The 26,078-nt window shown below is 53.5% G+C and carries 27 protein-coding genes and 1 pseudogene; 10 read left to right on the top strand and 18 right to left on the bottom strand.

The window, feature by feature from the left end:
• Window position 1 precedes the first annotated feature (1 nt).
• Together OGY62_RS15280 and murQ are read right to left on the bottom strand one after the other, a co-directional pair.
• Window positions 2–103 (bottom strand): annotated as a pseudogene (locus OGY62_RS15280) (PTS transporter subunit EIIC); the annotation flags it as partial.
• A 1-nt stretch (window position 104) separates the two neighbouring features.
• A complete protein-coding gene (gene murQ / locus OGY62_RS15275; RefSeq protein ID WP_024130109.1) occupies window positions 105–998 on the bottom strand; it encodes an N-acetylmuramic acid 6-phosphate etherase in 894 nt (297 codons plus the stop codon).
• Window positions 999–1,113: 115 nt separating this feature from the next.
• Between murQ and OGY62_RS15270 the strand changes: the two genes are divergently transcribed.
• Window positions 1,114–1,962, top strand: a complete 849-nt coding sequence (locus OGY62_RS15270; RefSeq protein WP_012131219.1) for a MurR/RpiR family transcriptional regulator — start codon at window positions 1,114–1,116, stop codon at window positions 1,960–1,962.
• Between the two features lie 55 nt (window positions 1,963–2,017).
• Window positions 2,018–2,278, top strand: a complete 261-nt coding sequence (yfhL, locus tag OGY62_RS15265) for a 4Fe-4S dicluster ferredoxin YfhL (RefSeq protein ID WP_012131218.1) — start codon at window positions 2,018–2,020, stop codon at window positions 2,276–2,278.
• A gap of 71 nt (window positions 2,279–2,349) precedes the next feature.
• Here yfhL and acpS read toward each other — a convergent pair whose 3' ends face one another.
• The 12 genes from acpS to rseD form a co-directional block, all read right to left on the bottom strand.
• The gene (gene acpS / locus OGY62_RS15260) at window positions 2,350–2,730 is read right to left on the bottom strand and encodes a holo-ACP synthase (RefSeq protein WP_047461950.1); all 381 of its coding nucleotides are present in this window, start codon (window positions 2,728–2,730) and stop codon (window positions 2,350–2,352) included.
• Window positions 2,730–3,461, bottom strand: coding sequence for a pyridoxine 5'-phosphate synthase (pdxJ, locus tag OGY62_RS15255; RefSeq protein ID WP_114848589.1), 732 nt, complete (start codon window positions 3,459–3,461; stop codon window positions 2,730–2,732). Before pdxJ ends, acpS begins: the two co-directional genes overlap by 1 nt.
• An 11-nt stretch (window positions 3,462–3,472) precedes the next feature.
• Window positions 3,473–4,210, bottom strand: a complete 738-nt coding sequence (gene recO, locus OGY62_RS15250; RefSeq protein WP_275055601.1) for a DNA repair protein RecO — start codon at window positions 4,208–4,210, stop codon at window positions 3,473–3,475.
• Between the two features lie 11 nt (window positions 4,211–4,221).
• On the bottom strand, window positions 4,222–5,127 hold the full coding sequence (gene era / locus OGY62_RS15245; protein ID WP_012131214.1) for a GTPase Era: 906 nt from the start codon (window positions 5,125–5,127) through the stop codon (window positions 4,222–4,224).
• Window positions 5,124–5,804, bottom strand: coding sequence for a ribonuclease III (gene rnc, locus OGY62_RS15240; RefSeq protein WP_024130107.1), 681 nt, complete (start codon window positions 5,802–5,804; stop codon window positions 5,124–5,126). The genes era and rnc overlap by 4 nt, the downstream gene beginning before the upstream one ends.
• Window positions 5,805–6,025: 221 nt before the next feature.
• Complete coding sequence (lepB, locus tag OGY62_RS15235) at window positions 6,026–7,000, bottom strand: signal peptidase I (protein ID WP_012131213.1); 975 nt, start codon at window positions 6,998–7,000, stop codon at window positions 6,026–6,028.
• 15 nt (window positions 7,001–7,015) lie between these two features.
• Window positions 7,016–8,815 (bottom strand): translation elongation factor 4, encoded by a 1,800-nt coding sequence (gene lepA, locus OGY62_RS15230; protein ID WP_047461945.1) that lies wholly within the window; start codon window positions 8,813–8,815, stop codon window positions 7,016–7,018.
• A gap of 281 nt (window positions 8,816–9,096) precedes the next feature.
• Window positions 9,097–9,576: a SoxR-reducing system protein RseC gene (gene rseC / locus OGY62_RS15225; RefSeq protein ID WP_200030597.1), complete on the bottom strand. Its 480-nt coding sequence runs from the start codon at window positions 9,574–9,576 to the stop codon at window positions 9,097–9,099.
• On the bottom strand, window positions 9,573–10,529 hold the full coding sequence (rseB, locus tag OGY62_RS15220; RefSeq protein ID WP_012131210.1) for a sigma-E factor regulatory protein RseB: 957 nt from the start codon (window positions 10,527–10,529) through the stop codon (window positions 9,573–9,575). Before rseB ends, rseC begins: the two co-directional genes overlap by 4 nt.
• A complete protein-coding gene (gene rseA / locus OGY62_RS15215) occupies window positions 10,529–11,179 on the bottom strand; it encodes an anti-sigma-E factor RseA (protein WP_286460251.1) in 651 nt (216 codons plus the stop codon). The genes rseB and rseA overlap by 1 nt, the downstream gene beginning before the upstream one ends.
• 31 nt (window positions 11,180–11,210) lie before the next feature.
• A complete protein-coding gene (rpoE, locus tag OGY62_RS15210) occupies window positions 11,211–11,786 on the bottom strand; it encodes an RNA polymerase sigma factor RpoE (RefSeq protein WP_006176728.1) in 576 nt (191 codons plus the stop codon).
• Window positions 11,783–11,938, bottom strand: a complete 156-nt coding sequence (rseD, locus tag OGY62_RS15205; protein WP_123907454.1) for a rpoE leader peptide RseD — start codon at window positions 11,936–11,938, stop codon at window positions 11,783–11,785. The genes rpoE and rseD overlap by 4 nt, the downstream gene beginning before the upstream one ends.
• Before the next feature lie 273 nt (window positions 11,939–12,211).
• Here rseD and nadB point away from each other — a divergent pair, with 273 nt between their 5' ends.
• Window positions 12,212–13,834: an L-aspartate oxidase gene (gene nadB / locus OGY62_RS15200; RefSeq protein WP_286450217.1), complete on the top strand. Its 1,623-nt coding sequence runs from the start codon at window positions 12,212–12,214 to the stop codon at window positions 13,832–13,834.
• On the opposite strand, the gene trmN is transcribed toward nadB, so the two are convergent.
• Entirely contained in the window at window positions 13,819–14,556 is a 738-nt protein-coding gene (gene trmN, locus OGY62_RS15195) for a tRNA(1)(Val) (adenine(37)-N(6))-methyltransferase TrmN (RefSeq protein ID WP_104868330.1), read from the bottom strand. The two genes, nadB and trmN, sit on opposite strands and share 16 nt — an antisense overlap.
• Window positions 14,557–14,687: 131 nt before the next feature.
• Between trmN and srmB the strand changes: the two genes are divergently transcribed.
• Window positions 14,688–16,025, top strand: coding sequence for an ATP-dependent RNA helicase SrmB (gene srmB, locus OGY62_RS15190; protein WP_012131206.1), 1,338 nt, complete (start codon window positions 14,688–14,690; stop codon window positions 16,023–16,025).
• Between the two features lie 46 nt (window positions 16,026–16,071).
• Here srmB and grcA read toward each other — a convergent pair whose 3' ends face one another.
• Complete coding sequence (grcA, locus tag OGY62_RS15185; protein ID WP_012131205.1) at window positions 16,072–16,455, bottom strand: autonomous glycyl radical cofactor GrcA; 384 nt, start codon at window positions 16,453–16,455, stop codon at window positions 16,072–16,074.
• Window positions 16,456–16,773: 318 nt separating this feature from the next.
• Here grcA and ung point away from each other — a divergent pair, with 318 nt between their 5' ends.
• Window positions 16,774–17,463 (top strand): uracil-DNA glycosylase, encoded by a 690-nt coding sequence (gene ung, locus OGY62_RS15180; RefSeq protein WP_286460250.1) that lies wholly within the window; start codon window positions 16,774–16,776, stop codon window positions 17,461–17,463.
• A gap of 98 nt (window positions 17,464–17,561) precedes the next feature.
• Here the strand turns inward: ung and OGY62_RS15175 are convergent, their stop codons facing one another.
• Window positions 17,562–18,608 (bottom strand): tRNA/rRNA methyltransferase, encoded by a 1,047-nt coding sequence (locus OGY62_RS15175; RefSeq protein WP_104868329.1) that lies wholly within the window; start codon window positions 18,606–18,608, stop codon window positions 17,562–17,564.
• Window positions 18,609–18,816: 208 nt separating this feature from the next.
• Here OGY62_RS15175 and trxC point away from each other — a divergent pair, with 208 nt between their 5' ends.
• From trxC to OGY62_RS15145, 5 genes are all read left to right on the top strand, one after another.
• Window positions 18,817–19,236 (top strand): thioredoxin TrxC, encoded by a 420-nt coding sequence (trxC, locus tag OGY62_RS15170; RefSeq protein WP_047461913.1) that lies wholly within the window; start codon window positions 18,817–18,819, stop codon window positions 19,234–19,236.
• A 69-nt stretch (window positions 19,237–19,305) separates the two neighbouring features.
• Window positions 19,306–20,004 (top strand): tRNA-uridine aminocarboxypropyltransferase, encoded by a 699-nt coding sequence (gene tapT / locus OGY62_RS15165; RefSeq protein ID WP_286460249.1) that lies wholly within the window; start codon window positions 19,306–19,308, stop codon window positions 20,002–20,004.
• Window positions 20,005–20,039: 35 nt separating this feature from the next.
• Window positions 20,040–22,700 (top strand): bifunctional acetate--CoA ligase family protein/GNAT family N-acetyltransferase, encoded by a 2,661-nt coding sequence (locus OGY62_RS15160; protein WP_047461908.1) that lies wholly within the window; start codon window positions 20,040–20,042, stop codon window positions 22,698–22,700.
• 114 nt (window positions 22,701–22,814) lie between these two features.
• On the top strand, window positions 22,815–24,170 hold the full coding sequence (gene pssA / locus OGY62_RS15150) for a CDP-diacylglycerol--serine O-phosphatidyltransferase (RefSeq protein ID WP_012131199.1): 1,356 nt from the start codon (window positions 22,815–22,817) through the stop codon (window positions 24,168–24,170).
• Between the two features lie 48 nt (window positions 24,171–24,218).
• A complete protein-coding gene (locus OGY62_RS15145; protein ID WP_153257780.1) occupies window positions 24,219–24,542 on the top strand; it encodes a YfiM family lipoprotein in 324 nt (107 codons plus the stop codon).
• Here the strand turns inward: OGY62_RS15145 and OGY62_RS15140 are convergent.
• Window positions 24,539–25,837: an MFS transporter gene (locus OGY62_RS15140; RefSeq protein ID WP_047461905.1), complete on the bottom strand. Its 1,299-nt coding sequence runs from the start codon at window positions 25,835–25,837 to the stop codon at window positions 24,539–24,541. The genes OGY62_RS15145 and OGY62_RS15140 overlap by 4 nt on opposite strands.
• Window positions 25,838–26,078 lie beyond the last annotated feature (241 nt).

Here is a 26,078-nt window from a genome sequence, read left to right as displayed (position 1 = left end):
CCTACTCCTCTGGATTGTTGAAGCCCAATAGCCGGGTTAACCGAAACCCGGCGATAATCGTTACCAGATAGCCTAACAGATAGAACCTCAATTTTCCGGTAACGTTAGCGTTCTAACGCCGCCCGTAGAAATCCCTGGTGAGCGGACAATTTCGCCCTTGCGTCTTCGGCATTCAGCCCGGTAAGCGCCATCAGAATGGCCGGCTTAACCTCGAAATCTGTCTGCTTAAGCAGCGCTTCGGCCTCTTCACGCGTAATCCCGGTAGCCTCAACCACCATCCGGCACGCTCTGTCGACGAGCTTAACGTTGGTGGCTTTCATGTCTACCATCAGGTTCTGGTACACCTTGCCGAACTTCACCATCGCCCCGGTGGAGATCATATTGAGCACCAGTTTTTGCGCAGTACCGGATTTCAGTCGCGTCGAACCGGTTAGCGCCTCCGGCCCAACGACCGGCGAGATGGCGATGTCAGCCTCACGCGCGATGGGAGAATCGGGATTACAGGAGATAGCCACCGTGACGCAGCCCACCTGACGCGCGTATTTCAACCCGCCAATGACGTACGGCGTACGACCGGACGCCGCCAGCCCGACAACCAGATCCTGCGCGGTCACGTTAAGCGCCAGGAGATCGTCCTCCCCTAACTGCTGACTGTCTTCCGCGCCTTCCACCGCTTTCAGCAGCGCGCCGGGCCCGCCAGCAATCAGCCCGATCACCAGCCCGTGCGGTACGCCAAACGTTGGTGGGCATTCGGAGGCGTCCAGAACGCCAAGGCGTCCGCTGGTGCCTGCGCCCATATAAATAATGCGCCCTCCCGCCTTTAAGGCGTCGGCGGCGGCATCTACCGCGCGGGCAACGTCTGGCAGCGTCTCTTTTACTGCTTGCGCTACAAGCGTATCCTGTTGATTAAAACGATGAACCAGCTCAAGCGTAGGGAGTGCGTCAAGATCCATAGTCTGTGGATTGCGGGTTTCTGAAACTAACGAGCCGAGATTCATTTTTGTTCCTTAGGAATTTTTAATTCATAATAACTATAATAATGGAATATTATATTCTTTCGGGCGAGGGAAAATCTTTTTATGATCCCCGTCATGTTTTTCGCCAGGAGTCCTCATGAACTGTTTGATTCGTATACGTCAGCGTTATCCGGACCTCGCACAAAGCGATAAAAAGCTTGCTGATTATATTCTTGCTCAGCCGGATGATACACGGCATCTCAGCTCACAACAGCTTGCCGTCGAGGCGGGCGTCAGTCAGTCCAGCGTGGTGAAATTCGCGCAGAAACTGGGCTTTAAAGGCTTTCCGGCACTGAAGCTGGCGATCAGCGAAGCGCTGGCCAGCAATCCAAATCCTCACTCTATTCCGGTACATAACCAGATCCGGGGCGACGATCCGATGCGGCTTGTCGGCGAAAAATTGATCGAGGAAAATGTCGCCGCAATGCACGCAACGCTCGATGTTAACAGTGAAGAGAAATTGTTCGAAAGCGTCATGATGCTGCGCAATGCCCGGCGTGTTGTCATAACCGGTATTGGCACATCGGGCCTGGTGGCGCAGAACTTCGCCTGGAAGCTGATGAAGATAGGATTCAATGTCGTCGCCGAACACGATATGCATGCACTGTTAGCCACCGTGCAGGCGCTGGCGCCGGACGATCTCCTGCTGGCTATCTCCTATAGCGGCGAGCGCAGAGAGTTGAATATGGCGGCGGATGAAACGTTGCGGGTGGGGGGAAAGGTTCTGGCGATCACCGGCTTTACACCGAATGCCCTGCAACAACGTGCCACCCGTTGCCTGTATACGATCGCCGAAGAGCAGGCCACGCGCAGCGCCGCAATCTCCTCTACGCATGCGCAGACGATGTTGACGGATTTGCTCTTTATGGCGCTGGTACAGCAGGATTTGGGGCGCGCGCCGGAGCGTATTCGCCACAGTGAGGCCCTGGTAAAAAAACTGGTCTGAGCAAAGAATGCGCGTATAATGCCCGCCCGGTTTGTGATGTTTTGAGAGTTTCCTGATGGCCCTGTTAATCACTAAAAAGTGTATCAATTGCGATATGTGCGAGCCTGAATGCCCGAATGAGGCGATTTCAATGGGCGACAGCATTTACGAGATTAACAGCGACAAATGCACCGAATGCGTGGGCCATTACGAAACGCCGACCTGCCAGAAGGTGTGCCCGATCCCCAATACCATTCTCAAAGACCCGGCGCATGTCGAAACGGAAGAACAGCTGTGGGATAAGTTTGTTCTGATGCATCACGCGGATAAGCTGTAACCCACCCTGATAGAATGACACCAGGCCGGATGGCGGCGTAAACGCCTTATCCGGCCTACAAAGACCCGAATCTAGCTTTCGATGATCACCGTCGCACAGGCGTAATGACGTTCATCCGCTAATGTCACATGCATATGCGCCACGCCCAGCCTCTCCGCCAGTTTCAACGCCTCGCCCCACAAACGCAAACGCGGTTTACCCAGCTCATCGTTAAACACTTCAAACTGATCGAACGCCAGCCCGTTGCGAATGCCGGTGCCGAACGCTTTTGCCGCCGCCTCTTTTACCGCAAAACGCTTGGCGAGAAAACGCACCGGTTGCTGATGCGTCTCCCAGATAGCCCATTCGTTGTCGCTAAGCACGCGTCTTGCCAGGCGTTCTCCAGAACGGGAGATCACCGCCTCAATGCGGGCGATCTCCACAATATCCGTGCCTAACCCCAGAATCGCCATTAGCCGCGCGCTTCCAGCATCAGGCGTTTCATCTCGGAGACCGCCTCTTTCAGGCCGCTCATGACCGCCCGCCCAATAATGGCATGACCGATGTTCAGTTCATGCATTTCCGGCAGTGCGGCAATGGCCTGCACATTGTGATAGGTCAGGCCATGACCGGCGTTCACTTTCAGCCCCAGGCTTGCCGCAAACGTCGCCGCTTTGGCGATGCGCGCCAGTTCCTGCGCTTGCTCAGCATCCGTTTTGGCATCCGCATAACAGCCAGTATGGATTTCAATGTACGGTGCGCCAACGTCCGCAGCGGCTTTAATCTGTTCTTCATCGGCATCAATGAACAGCGATACCAGAATGCCTGCATCTGCCAGCCGTTTGCAGGCATCACGCATTTTGTCACGCTGACCCGCGACGTCCAGTCCGCCTTCGGTGGTCACTTCCTGACGTTTTTCCGGCACCAGGCAGCAAAAATGCGGCTTCGTCTCAACGGCAATCGCCAGCATCTCTTCAGTCACCGCCATTTCCAGATTCATACGCGTATCCAGCGTCTGGCGCAAAATGCGTACATCACGGTCGGTAATATGGCGACGATCCTCGCGCAGGTGTACGGTTATACCATCCGCCCCCGCCTGCTCGGCGATAAACGCCGCCTGTACCGGGTCCGGGTAAGCAGTACCACGCGCATTGCGTAAAGTGGCAATATGGTCAATGTTGACGCCTAACAGTAATTCAGCCATGACAATCCTCGTTAATCATTATTCGTATTTTCTGCCCGCCCTGGCCGTTTCGGCATAAATTGTCGAAACAGTTCCCGGCTTTTTAACGGCTTACCACCAAGATACGGCTTTAGCGCCATGCGGGTAAAGCGTTTCGCCGCGCGCAACGTATCAACATCAGGAAATTCTCGTGCATCCAGCGCTTTCAGATGCCGCCCGGTAAAGGTGCTGTTATCAATGACCACGCTGGCCATGAATCCCTTCTCTTCGCGATAGCGGTAGGTCATGGAGTCATCGACCGTCTCGCCGCTCCCTGCGCAATGCAGAAAATCCACGCCGTAGCCCAGATGCCCCAGCAGGGCGAGCTCGAAACGGCGAAGCGCAGGTTCGGGCGAACCGGTCGCGCCAGCCAGCGACTGAATACAGTTCAGGTAATCAAAAAAGAGTTCAGAGAAGCGCGTTTCGTATTCCAGAACGCGGGAAAGCAGTTCGTTGATGTACAAACCGCTATAAAGCGTGATGCCGCTTAAGGGGAGCGCCAGAGAGACCGCTTCAGCGCTGCGTAAGGTTTTCACCTCGCCGCGCCCGCCAAAGCGGAGCAACAGTGGCGTAAAAGGTTGTAATGCGCCTTTCAGACTGGAACGTTTAGAGCGTGCGCCTTTGGCAACCAGACGCACGCGTCCCGACTCTTCCGTGAAGACGTCCAGCATCAGGCTGGTTTCGCTCCAGGGGCGACTATGCAGGACGAAAGCTCTCTGCCAGCCTTCCACGTAGTGCTAACTCAGAGGTCGTCTACATAACCGAGACTGCGCAGCGCACGCTCATCATCGGCCCAGCCGGATTTCACTTTCACCCACAGTTCCAGGTGTACCGGCGCTTCGAACATTTCCTGCATGTCTTTTCGCGCTTCGATACCGATGGTCTTGATTTTGGCCCCTTTGTTGCCAATGACCATCTTCTTCTGCCCTTCGCGCTCAACGAGGATCAGGCCGTTAATATCGTAACCGCCGCGTTCGTTAGAAACGAAACGTTCAATCTCAACGGTTACGGAATACGGCAGTTCGGCACCGAGGAAACGCATCAGTTTTTCACGGATGATTTCAGACGCCATAAAGCGCTGTGAACGATCGGTGATGTAATCTTCCGGGAAGTGATGAGTCGCTTCCGGCAGGTGCTTACGCACGATACCAGCGATGGTATCCACGTTCATGCCAGTTTCCGCAGAAACAGGCACGATATCGAGGAAGTTCATCTGGCTTGCCAGGAATTGCAGGTGCGGCAGCAGATCGGCCTTTTCCTGTACGTTATCCACTTTGTTAACGGCCAGAATGACCGGCGCTTTACCGTCGCGCAGTTTATTCAGCACCATCTCGTCGTCCGGCGTCCAGCGGGTGCCTTCCACGACAAAAATGACCAGCTCAACGTCGCCAATCGAGCTGCTTGCCGCCTTGTTCATCAGGCGGTTGATGGCGCGTTTTTCTTCCATGTGCAGCCCCGGCGTATCAACATAGATAGCCTGGTACGCCCCTTCGGTATGGATACCGACGATACGGTGACGCGTGGTCTGCGCTTTACGGGACGTGATCGAGATCTTCTGTCCGAGCAGCTTGTTCAACAGGGTGGATTTGCCTACGTTCGGACGTCCGACGATGGCAATAAATCCGCAATAGCTTTTATCTTCGCTCATTCCAGCTCCAGTTTTTTCAGCGCCTGTTCGGCGGCAGCCTGCTCCGCCTTACGACGGCTCGAACCCGTGCCAACCACCGGTTCACTCAGGCCGCTGACCTGGCAGTGGATAGTAAATTCCTGATCGTGTGCTTCGCCGCGCACCTGCACCACCAGATAAGACGGCAGCGGGAGATGACGACCCTGCAAATATTCCTGCAAACGCGTTTTCGGATCTTTTTGTTTATCGCCCGGGCTGATTTCATTCAGGCGCGTTTGATACCAGTTAAGGATCAACTTCTCGACGGTTTGAATATCGCTGTCGAGAAAAACGCCGCCGATTAACGCTTCTACGGTATCCGCCAGAATAGATTCACGACGGTAGCCGCCGCTTTTCAGTTCACCTGGCCCTAAACGTAGGCATTCACCCAGATCAAATTCACGGGCCAATTCCGCCAGCGTATTGCCGCGCACCAGCGTGGCGCGCATACGGCTCATATCACCTTCGTCCACACGCGGGAAGCGGTGATAAAGCGCGTTGGCGATAACAAAGCTCAAAATCGAGTCGCCTAAAAATTCTAAACGCTCATTGTGTTTACTGCTGGCGCTGCGGTGGGTTAATGCCTGCTGCAACAGCTCCTGATGAGTAAAAGTGTAGCCCAGCTTCCGTTGAAGCCGATTAATTACGATGGGGTTCATGCGATACCAATAAATGAATGCGTCAACAATTCAGCACACGAAACAGACCTGAGGAAACCAACGCTGTTTAGTGTGCCGTGGCAACCTGACGGCGCCAACCTAAAACTTCGGGGGAATATTCTATACACAACGACAGGGGATGTCGTTAGTCTGCGGAGATTTATCCAATAAATAATTCATGTTGTCGCCGCAATGACGACAACATGAACGATTATCAGAAATTAATGGATCCCACCAATACGGCTTAAGCGTACGCCGGTCGGCCATTCACCTTCCTGTTTGTCGAAACTCATCCAGATCGCGGTCGCTTTACCAACCAGATTCGCTTCCGGTACAAATCCCCAGTAACGGCTGTCCGCGCTGTTATCGCGGTTATCACCCATCATGAAGTATTGTCCTGGCGGTACGATCCAGGTCGCCAGTTGCTGCCCCGGCTGACGGTAATACATCCCCGCCTGATCCTGCGCGATCGGTACGGTCAGAATACGGTGGGTTACGTCTCCCAGCGTCTCTTTACGCTCCGCCAGACGAATGCCGTTATCTTTCGTTTCGTTTAACGGCACTTCGAAGAACCCACTGCTGGCTTCTCCCCCATTACGGCGGGCAAAGGTCTGCACGAAATCGCTGGGCTGAACGTCAGAGTAAGTCACCGGCAGCGCGTTTTCACACGCCTGACCGGAACGGCACCCTGGCTGTACAGTAACCTCTTTGGCTACCGGATCGTACGTCACTTTGTCACCCGGCAGGCCGACAGCGCGTTTAATGTAGTCCAGGCGCGGATCTTCCGGGTATTTAAAGACCACGATATCACCGCGTTTCGGATGACCCGTTTCAATCAACGTTTTCTGGTAAATCGGATCTTTAATTCCATAGGCGAATTTCTCCACCAGAATAAAGTCACCGATTAACAGCGTCGGCATCATCGAACCCGACGGGATCTGGAAAGGTTCATAGATAAATGAACGCACCACCAGCACAATCGCCAGTACCGGAAAAACCGAAGCCCCTGTTTCCAGCCAGCCCGGCTTAGGCGCCACTTTTTTCAACGTGGCTTTATCCAGTGAATCACCCGCAGCGGCCTGTGCCGCTGCCTGACGTTCCCGACGTTTTGGCGCGAAGATAAATTTATCAACGCACCATAAAATGCCCGTCACCAGTGTGGCAATCACCAGAATCAGGGCAAACATATTCGCCATGCCAACTCCTTAGGATTATTTGCTGTCTTTACCGACATGCAGAATGGCGAGGAACGCTTCCTGAGGCAGTTCGACGTTACCGATCTGCTTCATTCGCTTCTTACCTTCTTTCTGTTTCTGTAGCAGCTTTTTCTTACGGCTGATATCACCGCCGTAACACTTGGCCAGAACGTTTTTACGCAACTGCTTCACGGTAGAACGCGCAATAATATGCGTGCCAATCGCTGCCTGAATCGCAATGTCGAACTGCTGACGAGGGATCAGCTCTTTCATCTTCTCCACCAGCTCACGACCACGGCTCTGCGAATTACCACGGTGAGTGATCAGCGCCAGCGCATCGACACGTTCGTTGTTGATCAGCACGTCGACGCGCACCATATCGGACGCCTGGAAGCGCTTGAAGTTATAATCCAGCGACGCATAACCACGAGACGTTGATTTCAGGCGGTCGAAGAAATCGAGCACCACTTCCGCCATCGGGATTTCATAAGTCAGCGCCACCTGGTTACCGTGGTACACCATGTTGGTCTGGACGCCGCGCTTCTCGACACACAGCGTAATGACGTTGCCCAGGTATGCCTGAGGCAGCAGCATATGACACTCGGCAATCGGCTCGCGCAGTTCATAGATGTTATTCAGCGGCGGCAGCTTGGACGGGCTATCGACATAGATAATCTCTTTCGCCGTGGTTTCCACTTCGTACACAACGGTCGGCGCGGTGGTGATCAGATCCAGATCGTATTCACGTTCCAGACGCTCCTGAATGATCTCCATGTGCAGCAGACCCAGGAAGCCACAGCGGAAGCCGAAGCCCAGCGCGGTTGAACTTTCCGGCTCGTAGAACAGAGAGGCGTCGTTCAGGCTCAGCTTGCCGAGCGCATCCCTGAAGTTCTCATAGTCATCAGAACTCACCGGGAACAGACCGGCGTATACCTGCGGCTTCACTTTTTTGAAGCCCGGCAGCGCTTTCTCTGCCGGGTTACGCGCCAGCGTTAATGTATCGCCAACCGGGGCGCCATGAATGTCTTTAATTGCGCAAACCAGCCAGCCTACCTCGCCGCACTTCAGTTCGGTACGGTCAATCTGCTTCGGCGTGAAGATCCCCAGACGGTCAGCGTTATAAACCTGCCCGGTGCTCATCACTTTGACTTTGTCGCCTTTACGCATGGTGCCGTTTTTAATACGCACCAGCGACACTACGCCGAGGTAGTTATCGAACCAGGAGTCGATAATCAGCGCTTGCAGCGGGCCTTCTGGATCGCCTTCCGGCGGCGGGATATCGCGCACCAGGCGTTCCAGCACATCCTGTACGCCTACGCCGGTTTTTGCCGAGCAGCGAACGGCATCGGTCGCATCAATGCCGACAATGTCTTCGATCTCTTCAGCCACACGCTCAGGATCGGCGGCTGGCAGGTCAATCTTGTTCAGAACCGGCACCACTTCGAGATCCATTTCCATCGCGGTATAGCAGTTCGCCAGCGTTTGCGCTTCGACGCCCTGCCCGGCGTCAACCACCAGCAGTGCGCCTTCACACGCCGCCAGTGAGCGGGAAACTTCATATGAGAAGTCAACGTGGCCTGGGGTGTCGATAAAGTTCAGTTGATAGGTTTCACCATCAGCCGCTTTGTAATCCAGCGTCACGCTTTGCGCTTTGATAGTAATACCGCGCTCACGCTCAAGATCCATTGAGTCGAGAACCTGCGCTTCCATTTCACGGTCAGACAGGCCACCGCAGATCTGGATAATGCGGTCAGACAGCGTCGATTTACCGTGGTCGATATGAGCAATGATCGAAAAGTTACGTATGTTCTTCATATAGAGTAATTATTGTGCCTTACGCCTGCCTGAGCAGGCTCTTAGAAGTCGCTGTTCTGAGCTTAACGTCTGTTTAACTGAAACGCCGCATTCTACACTACAACACTGAGGCGAGGAAATGTTCATACAGCAAGGATAGCGGGAACCGGAAACGGCATCGCTTTTCTGATGTAAAACGTCGTAAGGGAGGCATGATGCCCGATGGCGCGAGCTTATCGGGCCTGGGGGTCTGCTTATCGTTCACAGGCCGGATCAGGCGAAGCCGCCATCCGGCAAAAATATCACGGGTTCGTTTCGGAAGATGGTGTTTCAACGCGGACCAGACCAGGCGGGAGAGCAACGTTAAGAATGACCGGCTGCCAGGCCTCACGTTCAGCCAGTTTACGCGAGTAGCCGCGCGCAATCAGAAAACCCCCGACGCCGCCCAGCACCGCGCCGCTCAACGCGGCAATGTCAGAACCAAACAGTACCTGGAACAACGCAGCGAAGATAAACAGCCCAACCAGCGGCGACAGGTAAACCAGCATTGCTGACCCCAGCAGGCTGCCTTCGGCAATGCCCAGTTCCACTTTTTGACCAGGCGTCAGCGGTTCGGCACTTGGCACCACAATGGTATGTGTGGTTTGCGGCCCGAGTTTATTCAGCACGCGACTGCCGCATCCGGCCCGTGAGGCGCAACTGCTGCACGATGCTTTGACGTCGCAGCTCACCAGTGCCTGGCCATTTTGCCAGGAGACAACGGTCGCCCACTCTTTAATCATTGTGCCGCCCCGAACTTAATATTGTCCGCAATGCGTTTCGCGGTTTGCGGCGGAAGTTCGCCGACAATCGTAATTTCAGCGTTTTCACGTACGCTGGTGCTGACCGTTCTGCGCCCGGTTCGCAGCATCTGATCGGTGCTGTTCTGCGTCGCACGATTCACGTTCACAGAGAAACTGAACAGGCCGTCAGAATAGAGGCGTGACTCGATAGGCAGATTATCCATTGTAGGCAGCGGACGTCGGCTGCTGGAGACTTCGCTAAACCCTTGCGGCAACCACGTCGGGCTCCAGTTGAACTTCGCCTTTTCCCCCACAGGAACAGAAAGCAATGGCGGCAAATTCGCTTTTGCCAGCATCTGCATGCTATTACCGACGTCCTGATTCACGGCGAAGGAAATCACGCGGAACTGCTCCAGCGTTTCACCATCCCGGTCAAGGAGATCCACCCGCATCGGCAGCTTTGTTTCGGTATCCAGCCATACAATATAGCTGTAACGGGTGCCGTCGCGCGCGACAACACGAATGACTTCACACAGCCTGTCGGCAATGCGGGTGCGGCCTACGGAAATAAAGTCATACCAGGGAGAAAGACGTTTAAAGTCGGCATAGATAAGGGACGGCAGAGAATCGACAATATAGTCGCCGTTCAGGGTGAACGGTTCGAGCCCGGGTTCGAAGTAGCTGATTTCGTTACCACGCTGCACCACTTCCCGGCGCGGGCCATCCATTTGCAACAGTTGTGCAAGAGGACGATTGTCCAGGCGTGCATGTCGATAACGCAGAGACTCAACGCCTTGTTTATTGATGCTGACGAATGACAGCTCGTAATTCAGTGACTGGCTGGCCAGATTCATCTGCTGCAATAACGCCCCGGACGCAGTATTGGCCGAGGCGTTAACAGAGAAGAACAGGCTACCCGCCACAAGTGACATGGCAAACCAAAGTTGCTTCATTACTGCGATTGCGTTCCTAAAGTTTGAATTCCTGGCACCTGTACAGCGGCTTGCTGTGTTTGCGCCTGCTCAAACTGAAGCTGTTCGGAGTGCAGTCGGCGTTGCAGTTCGTAATCCTGCAACATGGCATTAATGCGACGACGCTGCTCCTGCACCTGCTGTTGCTGACCGCCGTTAGCCGTCGCGTCAGAAGGTACTCCCAGGCTCACCGGACTGGCTTTGCCCATCATCGGTAATGTATTGAATACCGGCGTTTCGGGCTGCTGGGACGTTTCAGATTGTCCATTATAGTGCTGGACGCCAACAATAACTGCAAGTGATACGCATGCAGCCACACCCATTTGAGTGAGCTGCGCCGCCCACGGACGCATTTTCTGCCAGAATGGCATTTTCTGCCACTGGTGCGGTGCGGGCTGGGCCTCAGGAATCAGCGGCGCCGTCTGGCGTACCGGCTCATTTTCGATGGCGGCCATTACGCGGGCGGAAATATCGAAATGGAGAACGTCAGCGGTATCACCCCGCATGGAATCGCGGATCAGGTGATAACTCTCCCATGTTTTTTGCATTTCCGGGTCGTGAGCCAGTTTTTTCAGCAGCTCACTGTCCAGCGTTTCGCCATCCATTAAAGCGGAAAGTTTTTCTTTCTGCATGCCTAATACCTTTTCCAGTATCCCGCTATCGTCAACGCCTGATAAGCGGTTGAACTTTATTATCAATAGCTTCCCGCGCACGGAAGATACGTGAACGCACCGTACCCACCGGACAATCCATGATAGCGGCTATCTCTTCATAGCTCAGGCCATCCAGCTCCCGCAAGGTTATTGCCATGCGTAAATCCTCGGGGAGGGACTCAATAGTTCGGAAAACTATCTGTCTCAGCTCTTCTGACAACATTAAGTTCTCAGGGTTCGAAATTTCTTTCAATGCGCCGCCACTTTCGAAGTTTTCTGCGTCAATCGCATCAACATCGCTGGAAGGCGGCCTGCGTCCCTGAGCAACCAGGTAATTCTTCGCCGTATTGACGGCAATACGGTACAACCAGGTATAAAAAGCGCTATCCCCCCGGAAAGAATCCAGCGCGCGATAGGCCTTAATAAATGACTCTTGCACCACATCGGGAACATCGCCCGACGGTACATAGCGGGAAACCAGGCTCGCCACTTTATGCTGGTAGCGCACTACCAGTAAGTTAAAGGCTTTCTGATCTCCCTTCTGGACCCGTTCAACCAGGACCTGGTCCGTTAACTGCTCGCTCATCCGAGGTAAAGTCTCCCCAAACCAAATTTCCACGCGCTCTCGAAACGCCACTCCATAAACTGCACTATGAGCAAGCAACAGCTTAGAGTGTCTCTTTTTCGTAAAGTTCCGTTACGCATCTGTTTTTGTTTGTCATGTTGTAGACAGATCATTATCTCTCATTATAAGTCTACAGAGTCTGAACAACGCACTATCTGTATAGAAATGCCCTTTTAGCCGCTTGAAGAGTAACCCAACAGCCACTTTATTTCATCACATAATCTGGCGCTAACGGCCTGCTTCGCAAAATATTTTCTTTGTTTTACTTCCCCTTGAATTTTCCTTTAATGTTTAGCCATTGCAACACATTCAAAAATAAAACGTGCTGTATCGCGCAGTATGGTGCTATGCTGCCCAAACACTGTTTAGTAAATTAAACAAATGCTATGACTACGACTCCTGAACTTTCCTGTGACGTGCTGATTATTGGCAGCGGTGCTGCCGGACTCTCTCTGGCGCTGCGCCTGGCTGAAAAACATCAGGTGATAGTCCTGAGTAAAGGCCCGGTGAGCGAAGGCTCAACGTTTTATGCTCAGGGTGGCATTGCCGCCGTTTTCGACGAGACGGACAGTATCGATTCGCATGTTGAAGATACGCTGATCGCCGGGGCCGGTATTTGCGATCGCCACGCGGTGGAGTTTGTCGCCAGCAATGCCCGCTCTTGCGTACAGTGGCTTATCGATCAGGGTGTATTATTTGACACCCAGGTGCAACCGAACGGGGAAGAGAGCTACCATCTGACCCGTGAAGGCGGCCATAGTCATCGCCGTATCCTGCATGCGGCTGACGCCACTGGTAAAGAAGTGGAAACCACCCTGGTCAGCAAGGCACAGAACCATCCGAATATTCGCGTACTGGAGCGGAGTAACGCCGTCGATCTGATCATCTCCGATAAAATCGGCCTGCCAGGAACACGCCGCGTCGTCGGCGCCTGGATCTGGAATCGGAATAAAGAATCGGTCGAAACATGCCACGCGAAGTCAGTCGTTCTGGCGACAGGCGGGGCATCGAAAGTGTATCAGTACACCACCAACCCGGATATCTCTTCCGGCGACGGTATCGCGATGGCCTGGCGCGCCGGGTGCCGCGTCGCGAATCTTGAATTTAATCAGTTCCACCCTACCGCGCTGTATCATCCTCAGGCACGAAACTTTCTGCTGACGGAAGCGCTACGTGGCGAAGGGGCGCATCTCAAACGCCCGGACGGCACGCGCTTTATGCCTGATTTTGATGAGCGTGGCGAACTGGCTCCGCGCGATATCGTCGCTCGCGCCATTGACCACGAAATGAAGCGTCTCGGCGCAGACTGCATGTTCCTCGACATCAGCCATAAACCGGAAGCATTTGTGCGTCAGCACTTCCCAATGATTTATGAAAAATTGCTGGGGTTGGGAATCGATCTGACTAAAGAGCCGGTTCCGGTCGTACCTGCCGCCCACTACACCTGCGGCGGCGTGATGGTCGACGATTTTGGCCGAACCGATGTGGACGGTCTGTATGCCATTGGCGAAGTAAGCTATACCGGCCTGCACGGCGCGAATCGCATGGCGTCCAATTCCCTGTTGGAGTGTCTGGTGTATGGCTGGTCAGCGGCAGAGGATATCGACAGACGTATGCCGTATGCCCGTAGCGTTAGCACGCTTCCGGCCTGGGATGAAAGTCGCGTTGAAAACCCGGATGAGTTGGTCGTGCTCCAGCATAACTGGCATGAGCTACGTCTGTTTATGTGGGACTATGTCGGCATTGTGCGCACCACCAAACGTCTGGAGCGCGCCCTGCGACGCATTACGATGCTGCAACAGGAAATCGACGAATATTACGCTAACTTCCGCGTATCGAATAATCTGCTGGAGCTGCGCAACCTGGTGCAGGTCGCGGAACTGATTGTGCGCTGCGCGATGATGCGTAAAGAGAGCCGTGGCCTGCACTATACGCTGGATTACCCCGCATTGCTGCCGGAATCCGGCCCGTCGGTGCTTTCGCCGCTCAACGCTTACATGAACAAATAAAACGCCTGGGTCAGCGCCGTGTACCCTTCAGAGTAAAGCTGGTCTGGCCCACGAATCACCAGGCGATCGCTAAAGCATTCCCCCGTTCGCGGGGAAAATGCCAACAGTACCCGATGAGGCAATCGCGACTCCGTTTCGGCTACGTCGGTACGTAAACGCAAATGCCAGCCCATGCTTAACGCCTGCTGCGTGAAGATGTTGCCAGTCTGTTCCGGCAGCACCACGCAGAAAAATCCCTCTTCCGTAATACAGTCAGCCGCAGTGGTAAGTAACGCTTCGTGATCGAGCGTGGTGGTATAACGCGCCTGCTCTCGCTGCGGCGTTGCGCATTCCACCCCTTGTTCATAATAAGGCGGGTTACTGATGATAAGATCAAAGCGCGCGGTCTGGCGCGGCACCCACTGCCGGACATCTTCCGTATGCACCGTTATCCGCTGCGGCCACGGTGAGTGGGCGATATTCTCCTGCGCCTGCGTCGCCGCTTCGCTGTCCAGTTCAACGGCATCAATGGTGACGCTTTCGTCGGTACGCTGCGCCAACATCAGCGCCAGCAGACCGCTGCCGGTACCAATATCGAGGATCCGCGTTACGCCTGCGACTGGTGCCCATGCTCCCAATAAAATACCATCAGTACCGACTTTCATCGCGCAGCGATCGTGCGCCACGAAAAACTGCTTAAAGGTAAATCCATTACGACGAAGTGTGGATGTAGACTGGGACATGAAAGAACAACCTTCCTGGAAAAACGGCAATAGCGTAGGGTGAAAACAATACCTGAGAAGCGATATCCATACAAACAGATGAAGATTGCAGCCGTAACGTCTATAATCAGCGCCCCACACAGAGGTAGAACATGACTGTAACGACTTTTTCCGAACTTGAACTCGATGAAAGCCTGCTGGATGCCCTCCAGGATAAAGGCTTTACTCGCCCGACCGCCATTCAGGCTGCCGCCATTCCGCCTGCGCTCGATGGACGTGATGTACTCGGTTCTGCGCCGACAGGCACCGGTAAAACGGCGGCATACCTGCTGCCAGCGTTGCAGCACCTGCTCGACTTCCCGCGTAAAAAATCCGGTCCGCCGCGTATTCTGATCCTTACGCCGACCCGCGAACTGGCGATGCAGGTTGCCGATCACGCCCGTGAACTGGCGAAACACACCCATCTGGATATTGCGACAATCACCGGCGGCGTGGCTTATATGAACCATGCCGAGGTGTTCAGCGAGAACCAGGATATTGTGGTCGCCACCACGGGTCGCCTGCTGCAATATATTAAAGAAGAAAACTTTGACTGCCGCGCGGTTGAAACGCTGATTCTTGATGAAGCCGACCGTATGCTGGACATGGGCTTCGCCCAGGATATCGAGCATATCGCAGGTGAAACCCGCTGGCGCAAACAGACCATGCTGTTCTCCGCTACGCTGGAAGGCGGCGCGATTAACGATTTTGCGGAACGTCTGCTGGAAGATCCGGTCGAGGTCTCAGCGACCCCGTCTACCCGCGAACGCAAAAAGATTCATCAATGGTACTACCGTGCCGATGACATTCAGCACAAAACCGCTTTGCTGGTACACCTGTTAAAACAACCTGAAGCCACCCGCTCTATCGTCTTCGTGCGTAAACGTGAGCGTGTACATGAGCTGGCAGGCTGGCTGCGCGAAGCAGGCATCAATAACTGCTATCTCGAAGGCGAGATGGTACAGGGTAAGCGTAACGAAGCGATCAAACGTCTGACCGATGGCCGCGTGAACGTGCTGATCGCAACCGACGTCGCCGCTCGCGGGATTGATATCCCTGATGTAAGCCATGTTTTTAACTTCGATATGCCACGCAGCAGCGATACCTATCTGCACCGTATCGGCCGTACCGGACGTGCAGGGCGTAAAGGAACGGCGATTTCCCTGGTAGAAGCGCATGACCATCTGCTGCTGGGAAAAGTGGGTCGCTATATTGAAGAGACGCTGAAAGCGCGCGTCATTGATGAATTGCGTCCAACCACTCGTGCGCCAAGCGAAAAACTGACCGGCAAGCCGTCCAAGAAAGTGCTGGCTAAACGTGCTGAGAAGAAAAAACAAGAAAAAGAGAAGCCGCGCGTGAAGAAACGTCACCGTGATACCAAAAACATTGGTAAACGCCGCAAGCCTGCTGGTACGGGTACGGACGCGCAGAAGCAGTCCAACGAAGAGTAAAAAAAACGCCGGGGCTAACCCGGCGTTTTTATGTTATCAGTCAGCCTTACAGGCTTTCAGTAAAGGTACGAGCGATAACGTCGCGCTGCTGTTCCGGCGTCAGGGAGTTAAAACGCACGGCATAGCCAGAAACACGGATGGTCAGCTGCGGATATTTTTCCGGGTGCTTAACGGCATCTTCCAGCGTTTCGCGACGCAGAACGTTAACGTTCAGGTGCTGACCGCCTTCAACGCGAACTTCCGGTTTTACTTCCATCGGAATTTCACGGTATTCGATTTCACCCAGTTTGTTCACTGCAACCACTTCATCTTCGGCAAAACCGGCTTTCGCTGCGATGCAACGTGCTTCGCCTTTTTCGCTGTCCAGCAACCAGAAAGAATTCAGCAGGTCGTCGTTAGCGGCTTTAGTAATCTGGATACCTGTAATCATGTGATGCCTCCCCGGCAAAAGTGTTTGATTATGATCGGCCTGTTCGCGGCCAATTGGTAAAACCATTGTTGCTTGAGTGTATATATACCCCTCACACACCCTTGATTCTTTGATTTAAATCAATAAAAACCACACCACAAAGAGGGTGTTGCATGGAATTTATTGTTTTACATCAACTTACGCCACGTCCACACATAAACTTTTTACATAAATTTTCAACTATCTTTAAGGGGTAGCCGGGTTTGTGACACACGCGATTTTGCACCATAGAAAGAAGCAGTTAAGCTATGCAGATTGAAAAATTCGCAGGAGAGCGAGATGGCCACCGATTTAACCTGGCACGATGTGCTGGCAGATGAGAAGCAGCAGCCCTATTTTGTTAACACACTTCATACCGTTGCGGGCGAACGTCAGTCAGGAATGACAGTCTATCCTCCACAGAAGGATGTATTTAACGCGTTTCGCTTCACTGAACTCGGTGATGTCAAAGTGGTGATTCTGGGGCAAGACCCTTATCACGGCCCTGGGCAGGCGCATGGTCTGGCGTTTTCTGTTCGTCCGGGTATTGCCACACCGCCTTCTCTGCTGAACATGTATAAAGAACTGGAAACGTCCATACCGAGCTTTACCCGCCCTGCTCATGGGTATCTGGAGAGCTGGGCGCGTCAGGGGGTATTGTTATTAAATACCGTGCTGACCGTCCGCGCAGGCCAGGCGCATTCTCACGCCAGTCTGGGATGGGAAACCTTTACAGACAAAGTGATCAGCCTTGTTAACGAACATCGTGAAGGGGTCGTCTTTTTACTCTGGGGTTCGCACGCACAAAAGAAAGGGGCGATTATCGATCGCCAGCGCCATTACGTGTTGAGAGCGCCGCATCCGTCGCCGTTGTCGGCACATCGGGGATTCTTTGGCTGTAACCATTTTGTATTGGCGAATCAGTGGCTGGAGCAGCACGGCGAGAAGCCGATTGACTGGATGCCGGTATTACCGGCAGAGAGCGAATAAGTTTTTGCTTTGCGCCGGGTGGCGGCTTCGCCTTACCCGGCCTACGAATCATTGCCGTAGGCCTGATAAGCGCAGCGCCATCAGGCACTTACACCTGATTATGCTTTATTCTGACGCCACCATTCGCCCAGCAATACGCCGGTTGCGACAGAGACGTTGAGGTTTTCAACATTTCCGGTGCCATCAATTTTCACGCACAGATCGCCAGGTTCACGCGCGGCTTCCGGCAGGGACTCCAGCTCACGCCCTAACACCAGCACCATTCTCGCTGGCAGCGCCGTACTAAACAACGGTTTGCCCTGATCGCTGGACGTGGTGACGATCGTATAACCCGCCTGACGGAAATCATCCAGCACATCCACAATGCTGTCGCCCGTGATCGGCTGAACATGCTCCGCGCCACCTTCCGCCGTACGGATCGCCGCACCGGATTCAAGAAGCGCCGCGTCCTGTACCACCACACCTTTTACGCCAAAGTGCGCACAGCTACGCATCATGCCGCCAAGGTTGTGCGGGTTAGCCACATCTTCCAGCGCCAGCACGCAATCCTGCGCGTCCGCCTGGCTTACCCACTGCTTAACGGTCGTACCGTTACGCTTTTTAATCAGGAAACAAACGCCGCCGTGGTGCTCAGTTCCAGAGGCTTTCGCCAGTTCAGCTTCATCCACAACGTGGTACGCTTTGCGGTTAGCCGCCATCCAGCGTAACGCTTCTTTAAAGCGAGGGGTCACGCTCTGAATGAACCATGCGCGAACAATCGCATCCGGGCGACTCTGGAACAGGGCCTGACAGGCATTTTCGCCGTAGACACGGGTCTCTTCCGCACGCTGGCGACGTAAAACTTCAGGATCGATAAAACTTTTACCGCTGATTCCACCGTGATCGGCTTTCTCAGGCGTGTCATCGCCTGGCGCACGGGAAACGGTACGCCACGGTGAGTCTTCACGTTTACGATCGCGAATCTGACCGCTTCTTTCATCACGAGCATCGCGGGCGGGGCGACGGCCACCGTCAGTACGAGACTTTCCTGGACGACCTCCCCCTTTCCCGGTACGCGGGTTATGGGTGCGTTTATCAGAGTCATCATCACTGCGGACATACATCACTTTGACCTTGCCGCTTTTGTTCTTTAATTCATCGTTCATGCTTTTCTCCACCAGCGCTGCGCGAAGCGCGAAGATTACCCGATGTGCACCCGGTTAGCCATTATTTCATTTAAAAGCTAATGACTATTGTACTCATTGAATAAAACACATTGTTGTTTAAAACAGTCTCATCGATAATATGTAACATATTGGAAACATATCGGCGTAATTGCCGGAAAAGTCTACCCTACTCATCCAGAGGTTAGTTATGAATACCGTTTGTACCAGCTGCCAGGCAATCAACCGCATTCCCGATGATCGTATTCAGGATGCGGCAAAATGTGGACGCTGTGGTCACGACCTGTTCGATGGAGAGGTGATTAATGCGACCGGTGAAACGCTGGATAAGCTGCTGAAAGACGATCTCCCTGTGGTGGTCGATTTCTGGGCGCCGTGGTGCGGCCCATGCCGTAACTTTGCCCCGATTTTTGAAGATGTCGCGGAAGAGCGCAGCGGTAAGGTGCGTTTTGTGAAAGTTAACACAGAAGCGGAACGTGAACTCAGCGCCCGTTTCGGTATCCGCAGCATCCCGACCATCATGATCTTTAAGAACGGCGAAGTCATCGACATGTTAAATGGCGCAGTTCCTAAAGCGCCATTTGACAGCTGGCTGAACGAATCGCTGTAATCTCCACGGGGCGCATCTTGTGCCCCGTTTTCACCTCTGCGACAATAGCGTTTTTCACTGTATTCTTCCATGACTGATAACGCTGTTCTCCAGTTACGCGCCGAACGCCTCGCACGCGCCACGCGTCCTTTTCTTGCCAGAGGAAACCGCATTCGTCGCTGTCAGCGCTGTCTGCTCCCGTTGAAACTCTGCCTGTGCGATACCCTCTCGCCTTCTCAGGCGACAAGCCGTTTTTGTCTGGTGATGTTTGATACCGAGCCAATGAAACCCAGCAATACGGGGCGTCTGATTGCCGATATTCTGCCGGAAACAACGGCCTTTCAATGGTCGCGTACCGAACCGCCGCAGGCGCTGCTCGATCTGGTTAACAACCCGGATTATCAGCCGATGGTCGTATTCCCCGCCTCCTATGCCGGGGAAGAACGCGAGGTCATTTTCACGCCACCAGCCGGAAAACCACCGCTGTTTATCATGCTCGACGGCACCTGGCCGGAAGCGCGCAAAATGTTCCGTAAAAGCCCTTATCTCGATAACCTGCCGATTATTTCCGTTGATTTATCGCGTCTTTCCGCCTATCACCTGCGAGAAGTTCATGCCGAAGGGCAGTATTGCACTGCCGAAGTGGCAATAGCGCTGCTGGATCTGGCGGGCGACACGGCTGCGGCAACCCATTTAGGCGATCACTTCTCACGCTTTAAAACGCGCTATATGGCAGGAAAAACGCAACATCAGGGAAGCGTCACAACAGAAACAGCAGAAAGCGTTTAAAATCATTCGGTCACTTCTGCGTAAGGGAGACCGGCATGAGTCAGAGAGGACTGGAAGCACTACTGCGACCAAAATCGATAGCGGTGCTAGGGGCGTCGATGAAGCCCAATCGCGCAGGTTACCTGATGATGCGTAACCTGCTGGCAGGAGGCTTTAATGGCCCGGTATTACCTGTAACGCCCGCATGGAAAGCCGTCTTAGGCGTCCTGGCCTGGCCCGACGTCGCCAGTTTGCCTTTTACACCGGATCTCGCCGTTCTGTGCACCAACGCCAGCCGTAATATCGCGTTGCTGGAGGCGCTGGGGGAAAAAGGCTGTAAAACCTGCATTATTTTGTCGGCGCCCGCAGCGCAGCACGCTGAACTTCTGGCATGTGCCCAACGCTATAAAATGCGACTACTCGGCCCAAACAGCCTGGGTTTACTCGCCCCCTGGCAAGGGCTTAACGCCAGTTTCTCTCCGGTTCCGATCAAACGTGGAAAACTCGCGTTTATTTCGCAATCCGCCGCCGTCTCCAATACGATTCTCGACTGGGCGCAACAACGGGAGATGGGCTTTTCTTATTTTATCGCGCTTGGCGACAGTCTGGACATTGATGTTGATGAACTGCTGGATTATCTGGCGCGCGACAGTAAAACCAGCGCCATTTTGCTCTATCTCGAACATCTGAGCGACGCGCGACGCTTTGTCTCCGCCGCCCGTAGCGCATCGCGAAATAAACCCATTCTGGTGATTAAAAGCGGTCGCAGCCCAGCGGCGCAACGTTTGTTAAATACCAGTGTCGGCATGGACCCGGCATGGGATGCCGCCATCCAGCGTGCGGGGCTTTTACGCGTGCAGGATACTCACGAACTCTTTTCGGCGGTCGAAACGCTGAGCCATATGCGGCCATTACGTGGCGACAGGTTGATGATCATCAGCAATGGCGCTGCGCCCGCCGCGCTGGCGCTGGATGAGCTGTGGTCGCGCAACGGCAAGCTCGCCACCCTGAGCGAAGAGACCCGCCTTAAGCTAAGCGAAGCGCTACCTGCTCACGTCGATATCGCCAACCCGCTGGATTTGCGTGATGATGCCAGCTGTGAACACTACGTCAAAACGCTGAATATCTTACTCGCCAGCCAGGATTTTGATGCGCTGATGGTGATCCACTCACCCAGCGCCGCCGCACCAGGCACCGAGAGCGCACACGCGCTCATTGAAGCGGTAAAACATCATCCCAGAGGGAAATTCGTCACCTTACTCACCAACTGGTGCGGCGAGTTTTCCTCTCAGGAAGCCCGCAAAATGTTCAGTGAAGCGGGATTACCTACCTATCGAACACCGGAAGGCACCATCACTGCCTTTATGCACATGGTGGAATACCGGCGTAACCAGAAGCAATTACGGGAAACCCCGGTGTTGCCAGGCAACCTGACCTCAGACACGGCTCAAGCGCATAACCTGTTACAGCAGGCGATTGCAGAGGGCGCAACATCGCTGGATACCCATGAAGTTCAGCCCATCCTGCAGGCGTATGGGTTACACACGCTTCCCACCTGGATTGCTGGCGACAGCGCGGAAGCAGTGCATATCGCCGAGCAAATTGGCTACCCGGTAGCGTTAAAACTGCGTTCGCCGGATATTCCGCATAAATCGGAAGTTCAGGGGGTAATGCTCTATCTGCGCACGGCAACGGAAGTTCAGCAAGCCGCGAATGCCATTTTCGATCGTGTAAAAATGGCCTGGCCTCAGGCGCGCATTCACGGTCTGTTAGTCCAGAGTATGGCGAACCGTGCCGGCGCGCAGGAACTTCGCGTCGTCGTCGAACACGACCCGGTCTTTGGGCCGCTGATTATGCTTGGCGAAGGCGGCGTAGAGTGGCGACCCGAAGAGCAGGCCGTCGTCGCGCTGCCGCCGTTAAACATGAATCTGGCGCGCTATTTGGTTATTCAGGGAATCAAAAGTAAAAAAATTCGTGGCCGGAGCGCGCTACGCCCGCTGGATATCACAGGGTTAAGCCAGCTGCTGGTACAGGTCTCGAACCTGATTGTCGATTGCCCGGAAATTCAGCGTCTGGATATCCATCCCTTGCTGGCTTCTGCTGGCGAGTTTACCGCGCTGGACGTCACGCTGGATATCGCCCCTTATGATGGCGACAACGAGAGCCGACTCGCTATTCGCCCCTATCCGCAGCAGCTTGAAGAGTGGGTTGAGATGAAAAACGGCGAACGTTGCCTGTTTCGCCCTATCCTGCCGGAAGATGAGCCTTATCTACAGCAGTTCATTTCTCAGGTGACAAAAGAGGATTTGTATTACCGTTATTTTAGCGAGATCAATGAATTTACTCATGAAGATTTAGCCAACATGACGCAGATCGACTACGATCGGGAAATGGCATTTGTTGCCGTGCGCCGTATTGATCAAACTGAAGAGATCCTCGGGGTAACGCGCGCTATCTCCGACCCGGATAACATTGATGCAGAATTTGCCGTGCTGGTTCGCTCAGATCTCAAAGGGTTAGGATTAGGCCGGCGATTAATGGAAAAATTGATTGCTTATACCCGAGATCACGGACTGAGACGCCTGAATGGCATTACGATGCCAAACAATCGCGGCATGGTGGCACTGGCCCGAAAGCTCGGGTTTGATGTTGATATCCAGCTCGAAGAGGGGATTGTTGGGCTGACGCTGAATCTGGCCCAATACGAGGAATCGTGAGTAAGGTACTGGAAATGTTGACCACTTTAACGGGTACTGGTGTTATCATTGCTCGCTTATGTCGTCTGCATAGCACAGAGGACCCTTCAATGAACAGAGAAGAAATGCACTGTGATGTTGTCAAAATTTAAGCGTAATAAACATCAACAACACCTTGCCCAACTACCTAAGATCTCTCAGCCAGTTGATGATGTAGATTTCTTTTATGCTCCCGCTAATTTCAGGGAGACTCTGCTGGAGAAGATAGCCAGCGCGACGCAGCGTATTTGCATTATTGCCCTGTATCTTGAACAGGATGACGGCGGCAAGGGCATACTCGACGCGCTCTATGAGGCTAAACGGCAGCGTCCTGAGCTGGATGTTCGGGTACTTGTCGACTGGCATCGCGCTCAGCGTGGACGTATTGGCGCAGCCGCGTCTAATACCAACGCTGACTGGTATTGCCGAATGGCGCAAGAAAACCCAGGCATCGATATTCCTGTCTACGGCGTGCCGATTAACACGCGTGAAGCGCTTGGCGTACTGCATTTTAAAGGCTTTATCATTGATGATAGCGTCCTTTACAGCGGTGCCAGCCTGAACGACGTCTATCTGCATCAGCATGATAAATATCGTTATGATCGTTACCAGTTGATTCGTAATGCAAAGATGGCCGACATCATGTATGAGTGGGTCACGCAGAATCTGCTTAACGGTCGCGGCGTAAATCGCCTGGACAGTGCCCAGCGTCCGAAAAGCCCGGAGATTAAAAACGACATTCGTTTGTATCGCCAGGAATTGCGCGATGCGTCATACCATTTCCAGGGCGATGCCGACAACGAGCAACTTTCCGTTACACCACTGGTTGGGCTGGGAAAATCGAGCCTGCTGAACAAGACCATTTTCCATCTTATGCCCTGCGCAGAGCATAAGCTCACAATTTGCACACCTTATTTCAACTTGCCTGCGCTGCTGGTTCGCAACATCATCCAACTGCTGCGCGAAGGGAAAAAGGTTGAGATTATCGTGGGTGATAAAACCGCCAACGACTTTTATATCCCTGAGGATGAACCGTTTAAAATCATCGGCGCGCTTCCCTATCTCTACGAGATTAACCTGCGTCGCTTCCTCAGCCGCTTGCAGTATTACGTCAATACCGATCAGCTCGTAGTGCGTTTGTGGAAAGATGACGACAATACTTATCACCTGAAAGGAATGTGGGTTGATGATAAGTGGATGCTGCTCACCGGGAACAACCTTAACCCGCGAGCATGGCGTCTGGATCTGGAAAACGCAATTCTGATTCACGATCCAAAACAGGAACTTGCTCCCCAGAGAGAGAAAGAGCTGGAGCTTATCCGCACTCACACCACGGTTGTTAAGCATTACCGCGATCTACAAAGCATCGCTGACTATCCGGTTAAAGTCCGTAAACTCATCCGCAGACTCCGTCGTATTCGAATCGACAGATTAATCAGCCGTATTCTGTAAATCAAAAAGCCCCGTCCCTGCGACGGGGTTTTTCCTGTGAGGGTCACGGTGCGTTTCCTTATACTTTTTGGCATGTTGTTGCTCTCAGGCTGTAGCCATATGTCCAATGACAGCTGGAGCGGGCAGGATAAAGCGCAACACTTCATTGCATCAGCCATGCTTTCCGCCGCCGGGAATGAGTATGCCCGGCATCAGGGAATGAGCCACGATCGCAGTGCAACCGTTGGGCTGCTGTTCTCCATTAGTCTCGGTGCGTCAAAAGAGATGTGGGACAGCCGCCCCGGAGGGAGCGGCTGGAGCTGGAAAGATTTCTCCTGGGATGTCGCAGGCGCAACCACGGGTTACGCCGTCTGGCAAATGGCGCGGAACTAGAGACGTAACCCTTTTCCCTTGCGGTGCAGCATCAGCGACACCAGAAATGCCACGATAGCCATAATGGTCACATACCAGAAGAATGATGTCTCCATACCAACGGACTTCAGAGACAGCGCAACATATTCCGCAGAACCGCCGAACAGCGCATTCGCCACCGCATAAGAAAGCCCTACCCCCAATGCCCGCACCTGGGCAGGAAACATTTCCGCCTTCAGGATCCCACTGATTGAGGTGTAGAAACTCACGATCAACAGGGCGCACATCACCAACCCAAAGGCTGCGTAAGGTGACGTGACATTCTGTAATGCTGACAGAATAGGTACGGTGAATAGCGCAGCCAGAGCGCCAAAGCAGAGCATTGATGTCCGTCGGCCGATTTTATCTGAAAGGGCGCCAAACAGGGGTTGAATTAGCATGTAGACAAACAGCGCCGCCGTCATGATTCCGCTGGCGACATTGGCATGCATACCAGCGGTATTCACCAGATACTTCTGCATATAGGTTGTGAAGGTATAGAAACACAGCGAGCCCGCAGCGGTAAATCCCAGTACCATGATAAACGCTTTACGGTTACGCCATAGTCCTTTGAGCGATCCAGCCTCTTTCAGCGCGCGGGTTTCTTGTTTTGAGGTTTCATCCAACTGTCGACGCAACCAAAGCGCGACAACGGCCAGTACGGCGCCCAATGCAAAAGGAATACGCCATCCCCATTCTCTGAGGGAAGATTCCTCCAGCGTTTGCTGCAAGATAACCACAACCAGCAGTGCCAGTAACTGACCGCCGATCAGAGTGACATACTGGAACGATGCGTAAAAACCTTTGCGGCCTTCAACAGCTACCTCACTCATATAGGTCGCACTGGTTCCGTATTCTCCTCCAACAGACAGCCCCTGAAACAGACGAGCCAACAGCAGAAGAGCCGGAGCCCAGGTGCCGATCGTGGCATACCCCGGCAGGCAGGCAATGACTAACGAGCCCATACACATCATGCAAACAGAGAGAAGCATTGATTTCTTACGACCATGCTTATCGGCAATCCGACCAAAAAGCCAGCCGCCAATGGGACGCATCAGGAAGCCTGCGGCGAAAACCCCGGCTGTCTGTAAAAGCTGAGTGGTGGTATTTCCCGAAGGAAAAAAGATGTGCGCAAAGTAGAGAGAGCAGAAGGAATAGACATAGAAATCAAACCACTCGACCAGATTCCCTGATGATGCCCCCACAATTGCCCATACGCGACGACGGGTGTCACTGCTTGCCAGCGACCCGTTTACAGTTACACTGCTTTCAGTCATTAGAAATATACTCCCGCCAAAGATCCACCCGAGCTCGTCGGTACTTTTCACTGTCTTTTTTAGTAAATGAAATGTTATACAATTGTTATTATTTATTTTGTGACAGAGATCGATATTTTAGTTAGCAGGAAAACGATTTAGGAATATACGGAGGGAATAGTCATCCGGCAGAACAGCGCATATATGCCGGATGGCGGTGTGAACACCTTATCCGGCCTGTAAAAACATCCCGGGTATTTTG

This window comes from Citrobacter sp. CK198, assembly GCF_030333295.1.
Classification (GTDB): Bacteria; Pseudomonadota; Gammaproteobacteria; order Enterobacterales; family Enterobacteriaceae; genus Citrobacter_B; species Citrobacter_B koseri.
The sequence above is the reverse complement of the archived record's forward strand: the minus strand, read 5'-3'. Positions and strand labels throughout refer to the sequence as shown.

Excerpts from the sequence above, each read along its gene's own strand:
- rseA (WP_286460251.1), bottom strand. The coding sequence starts at position 11,179 with ATGCAGAAAGAAAAACTTTCCGCTTTAATGGATGGCGAAACGCTGGAC.
- ung (WP_286460250.1), top strand. The coding sequence starts at position 16,774 with ATGGCCACCGATTTAACCTGGCACGATGTGCTGGCAGATGAGAAGCAG.
- OGY62_RS15140 (WP_047461905.1), bottom strand. The coding sequence starts at position 25,837 with ATGACTGAAAGCAGTGTAACTGTAAACGGGTCGCTGGCAAGCAGTGAC.
- OGY62_RS15175 (WP_104868329.1), bottom strand. The coding sequence starts at position 18,608 with ATGAACGATGAATTAAAGAACAAAAGCGGCAAGGTCAAAGTGATGTAT.
- pssA (WP_012131199.1), top strand. The coding sequence starts at position 22,815 with ATGTTGTCAAAATTTAAGCGTAATAAACATCAACAACACCTTGCCCAA.
- rseC (WP_200030597.1), bottom strand. The coding sequence starts at position 9,576 with ATGATTAAAGAGTGGGCGACCGTTGTCTCCTGGCAAAATGGCCAGGCA.
- era (WP_012131214.1), bottom strand. The coding sequence starts at position 5,127 with ATGAGCGAAGATAAAAGCTATTGCGGATTTATTGCCATCGTCGGACGT.
- rseD (WP_123907454.1), bottom strand. The coding sequence starts at position 11,938 with ATGATCTGTCTACAACATGACAAACAAAAACAGATGCGTAACGGAACT.
- tapT (WP_286460249.1), top strand. The coding sequence starts at position 19,306 with ATGACTGATAACGCTGTTCTCCAGTTACGCGCCGAACGCCTCGCACGC.
- rseB (WP_012131210.1), bottom strand. The coding sequence starts at position 10,529 with ATGAAGCAACTTTGGTTTGCCATGTCACTTGTGGCGGGTAGCCTGTTC.
- OGY62_RS15160 (WP_047461908.1), top strand. The coding sequence starts at position 20,040 with ATGAGTCAGAGAGGACTGGAAGCACTACTGCGACCAAAATCGATAGCG.
- lepB (WP_012131213.1), bottom strand. The coding sequence starts at position 7,000 with ATGGCGAATATGTTTGCCCTGATTCTGGTGATTGCCACACTGGTGACG.
- trmN (WP_104868330.1), bottom strand. The coding sequence starts at position 14,556 with ATGTCCCAGTCTACATCCACACTTCGTCGTAATGGATTTACCTTTAAG.
- pdxJ (WP_114848589.1), bottom strand. The coding sequence starts at position 3,461 with ATGGCTGAATTACTGTTAGGCGTCAACATTGACCATATTGCCACTTTA.
- trxC (WP_047461913.1), top strand. The coding sequence starts at position 18,817 with ATGAATACCGTTTGTACCAGCTGCCAGGCAATCAACCGCATTCCCGAT.
- srmB (WP_012131206.1), top strand. The coding sequence starts at position 14,688 with ATGACTGTAACGACTTTTTCCGAACTTGAACTCGATGAAAGCCTGCTG.
- nadB (WP_286450217.1), top strand. The coding sequence starts at position 12,212 with ATGACTACGACTCCTGAACTTTCCTGTGACGTGCTGATTATTGGCAGC.
- rpoE (WP_006176728.1), bottom strand. The coding sequence starts at position 11,786 with ATGAGCGAGCAGTTAACGGACCAGGTCCTGGTTGAACGGGTCCAGAAG.
- lepA (WP_047461945.1), bottom strand. The coding sequence starts at position 8,815 with ATGAAGAACATACGTAACTTTTCGATCATTGCTCATATCGACCACGGT.
- yfhL (WP_012131218.1), top strand. The coding sequence starts at position 2,018 with ATGGCCCTGTTAATCACTAAAAAGTGTATCAATTGCGATATGTGCGAG.
- murQ (WP_024130109.1), bottom strand. The coding sequence starts at position 998 with ATGAATCTCGGCTCGTTAGTTTCAGAAACCCGCAATCCACAGACTATG.
- rnc (WP_024130107.1), bottom strand. The coding sequence starts at position 5,804 with ATGAACCCCATCGTAATTAATCGGCTTCAACGGAAGCTGGGCTACACT.
- grcA (WP_012131205.1), bottom strand. The coding sequence starts at position 16,455 with ATGATTACAGGTATCCAGATTACTAAAGCCGCTAACGACGACCTGCTG.
- OGY62_RS15270 (WP_012131219.1), top strand. The coding sequence starts at position 1,114 with ATGAACTGTTTGATTCGTATACGTCAGCGTTATCCGGACCTCGCACAA.
- acpS (WP_047461950.1), bottom strand. The coding sequence starts at position 2,730 with ATGGCGATTCTGGGGTTAGGCACGGATATTGTGGAGATCGCCCGCATT.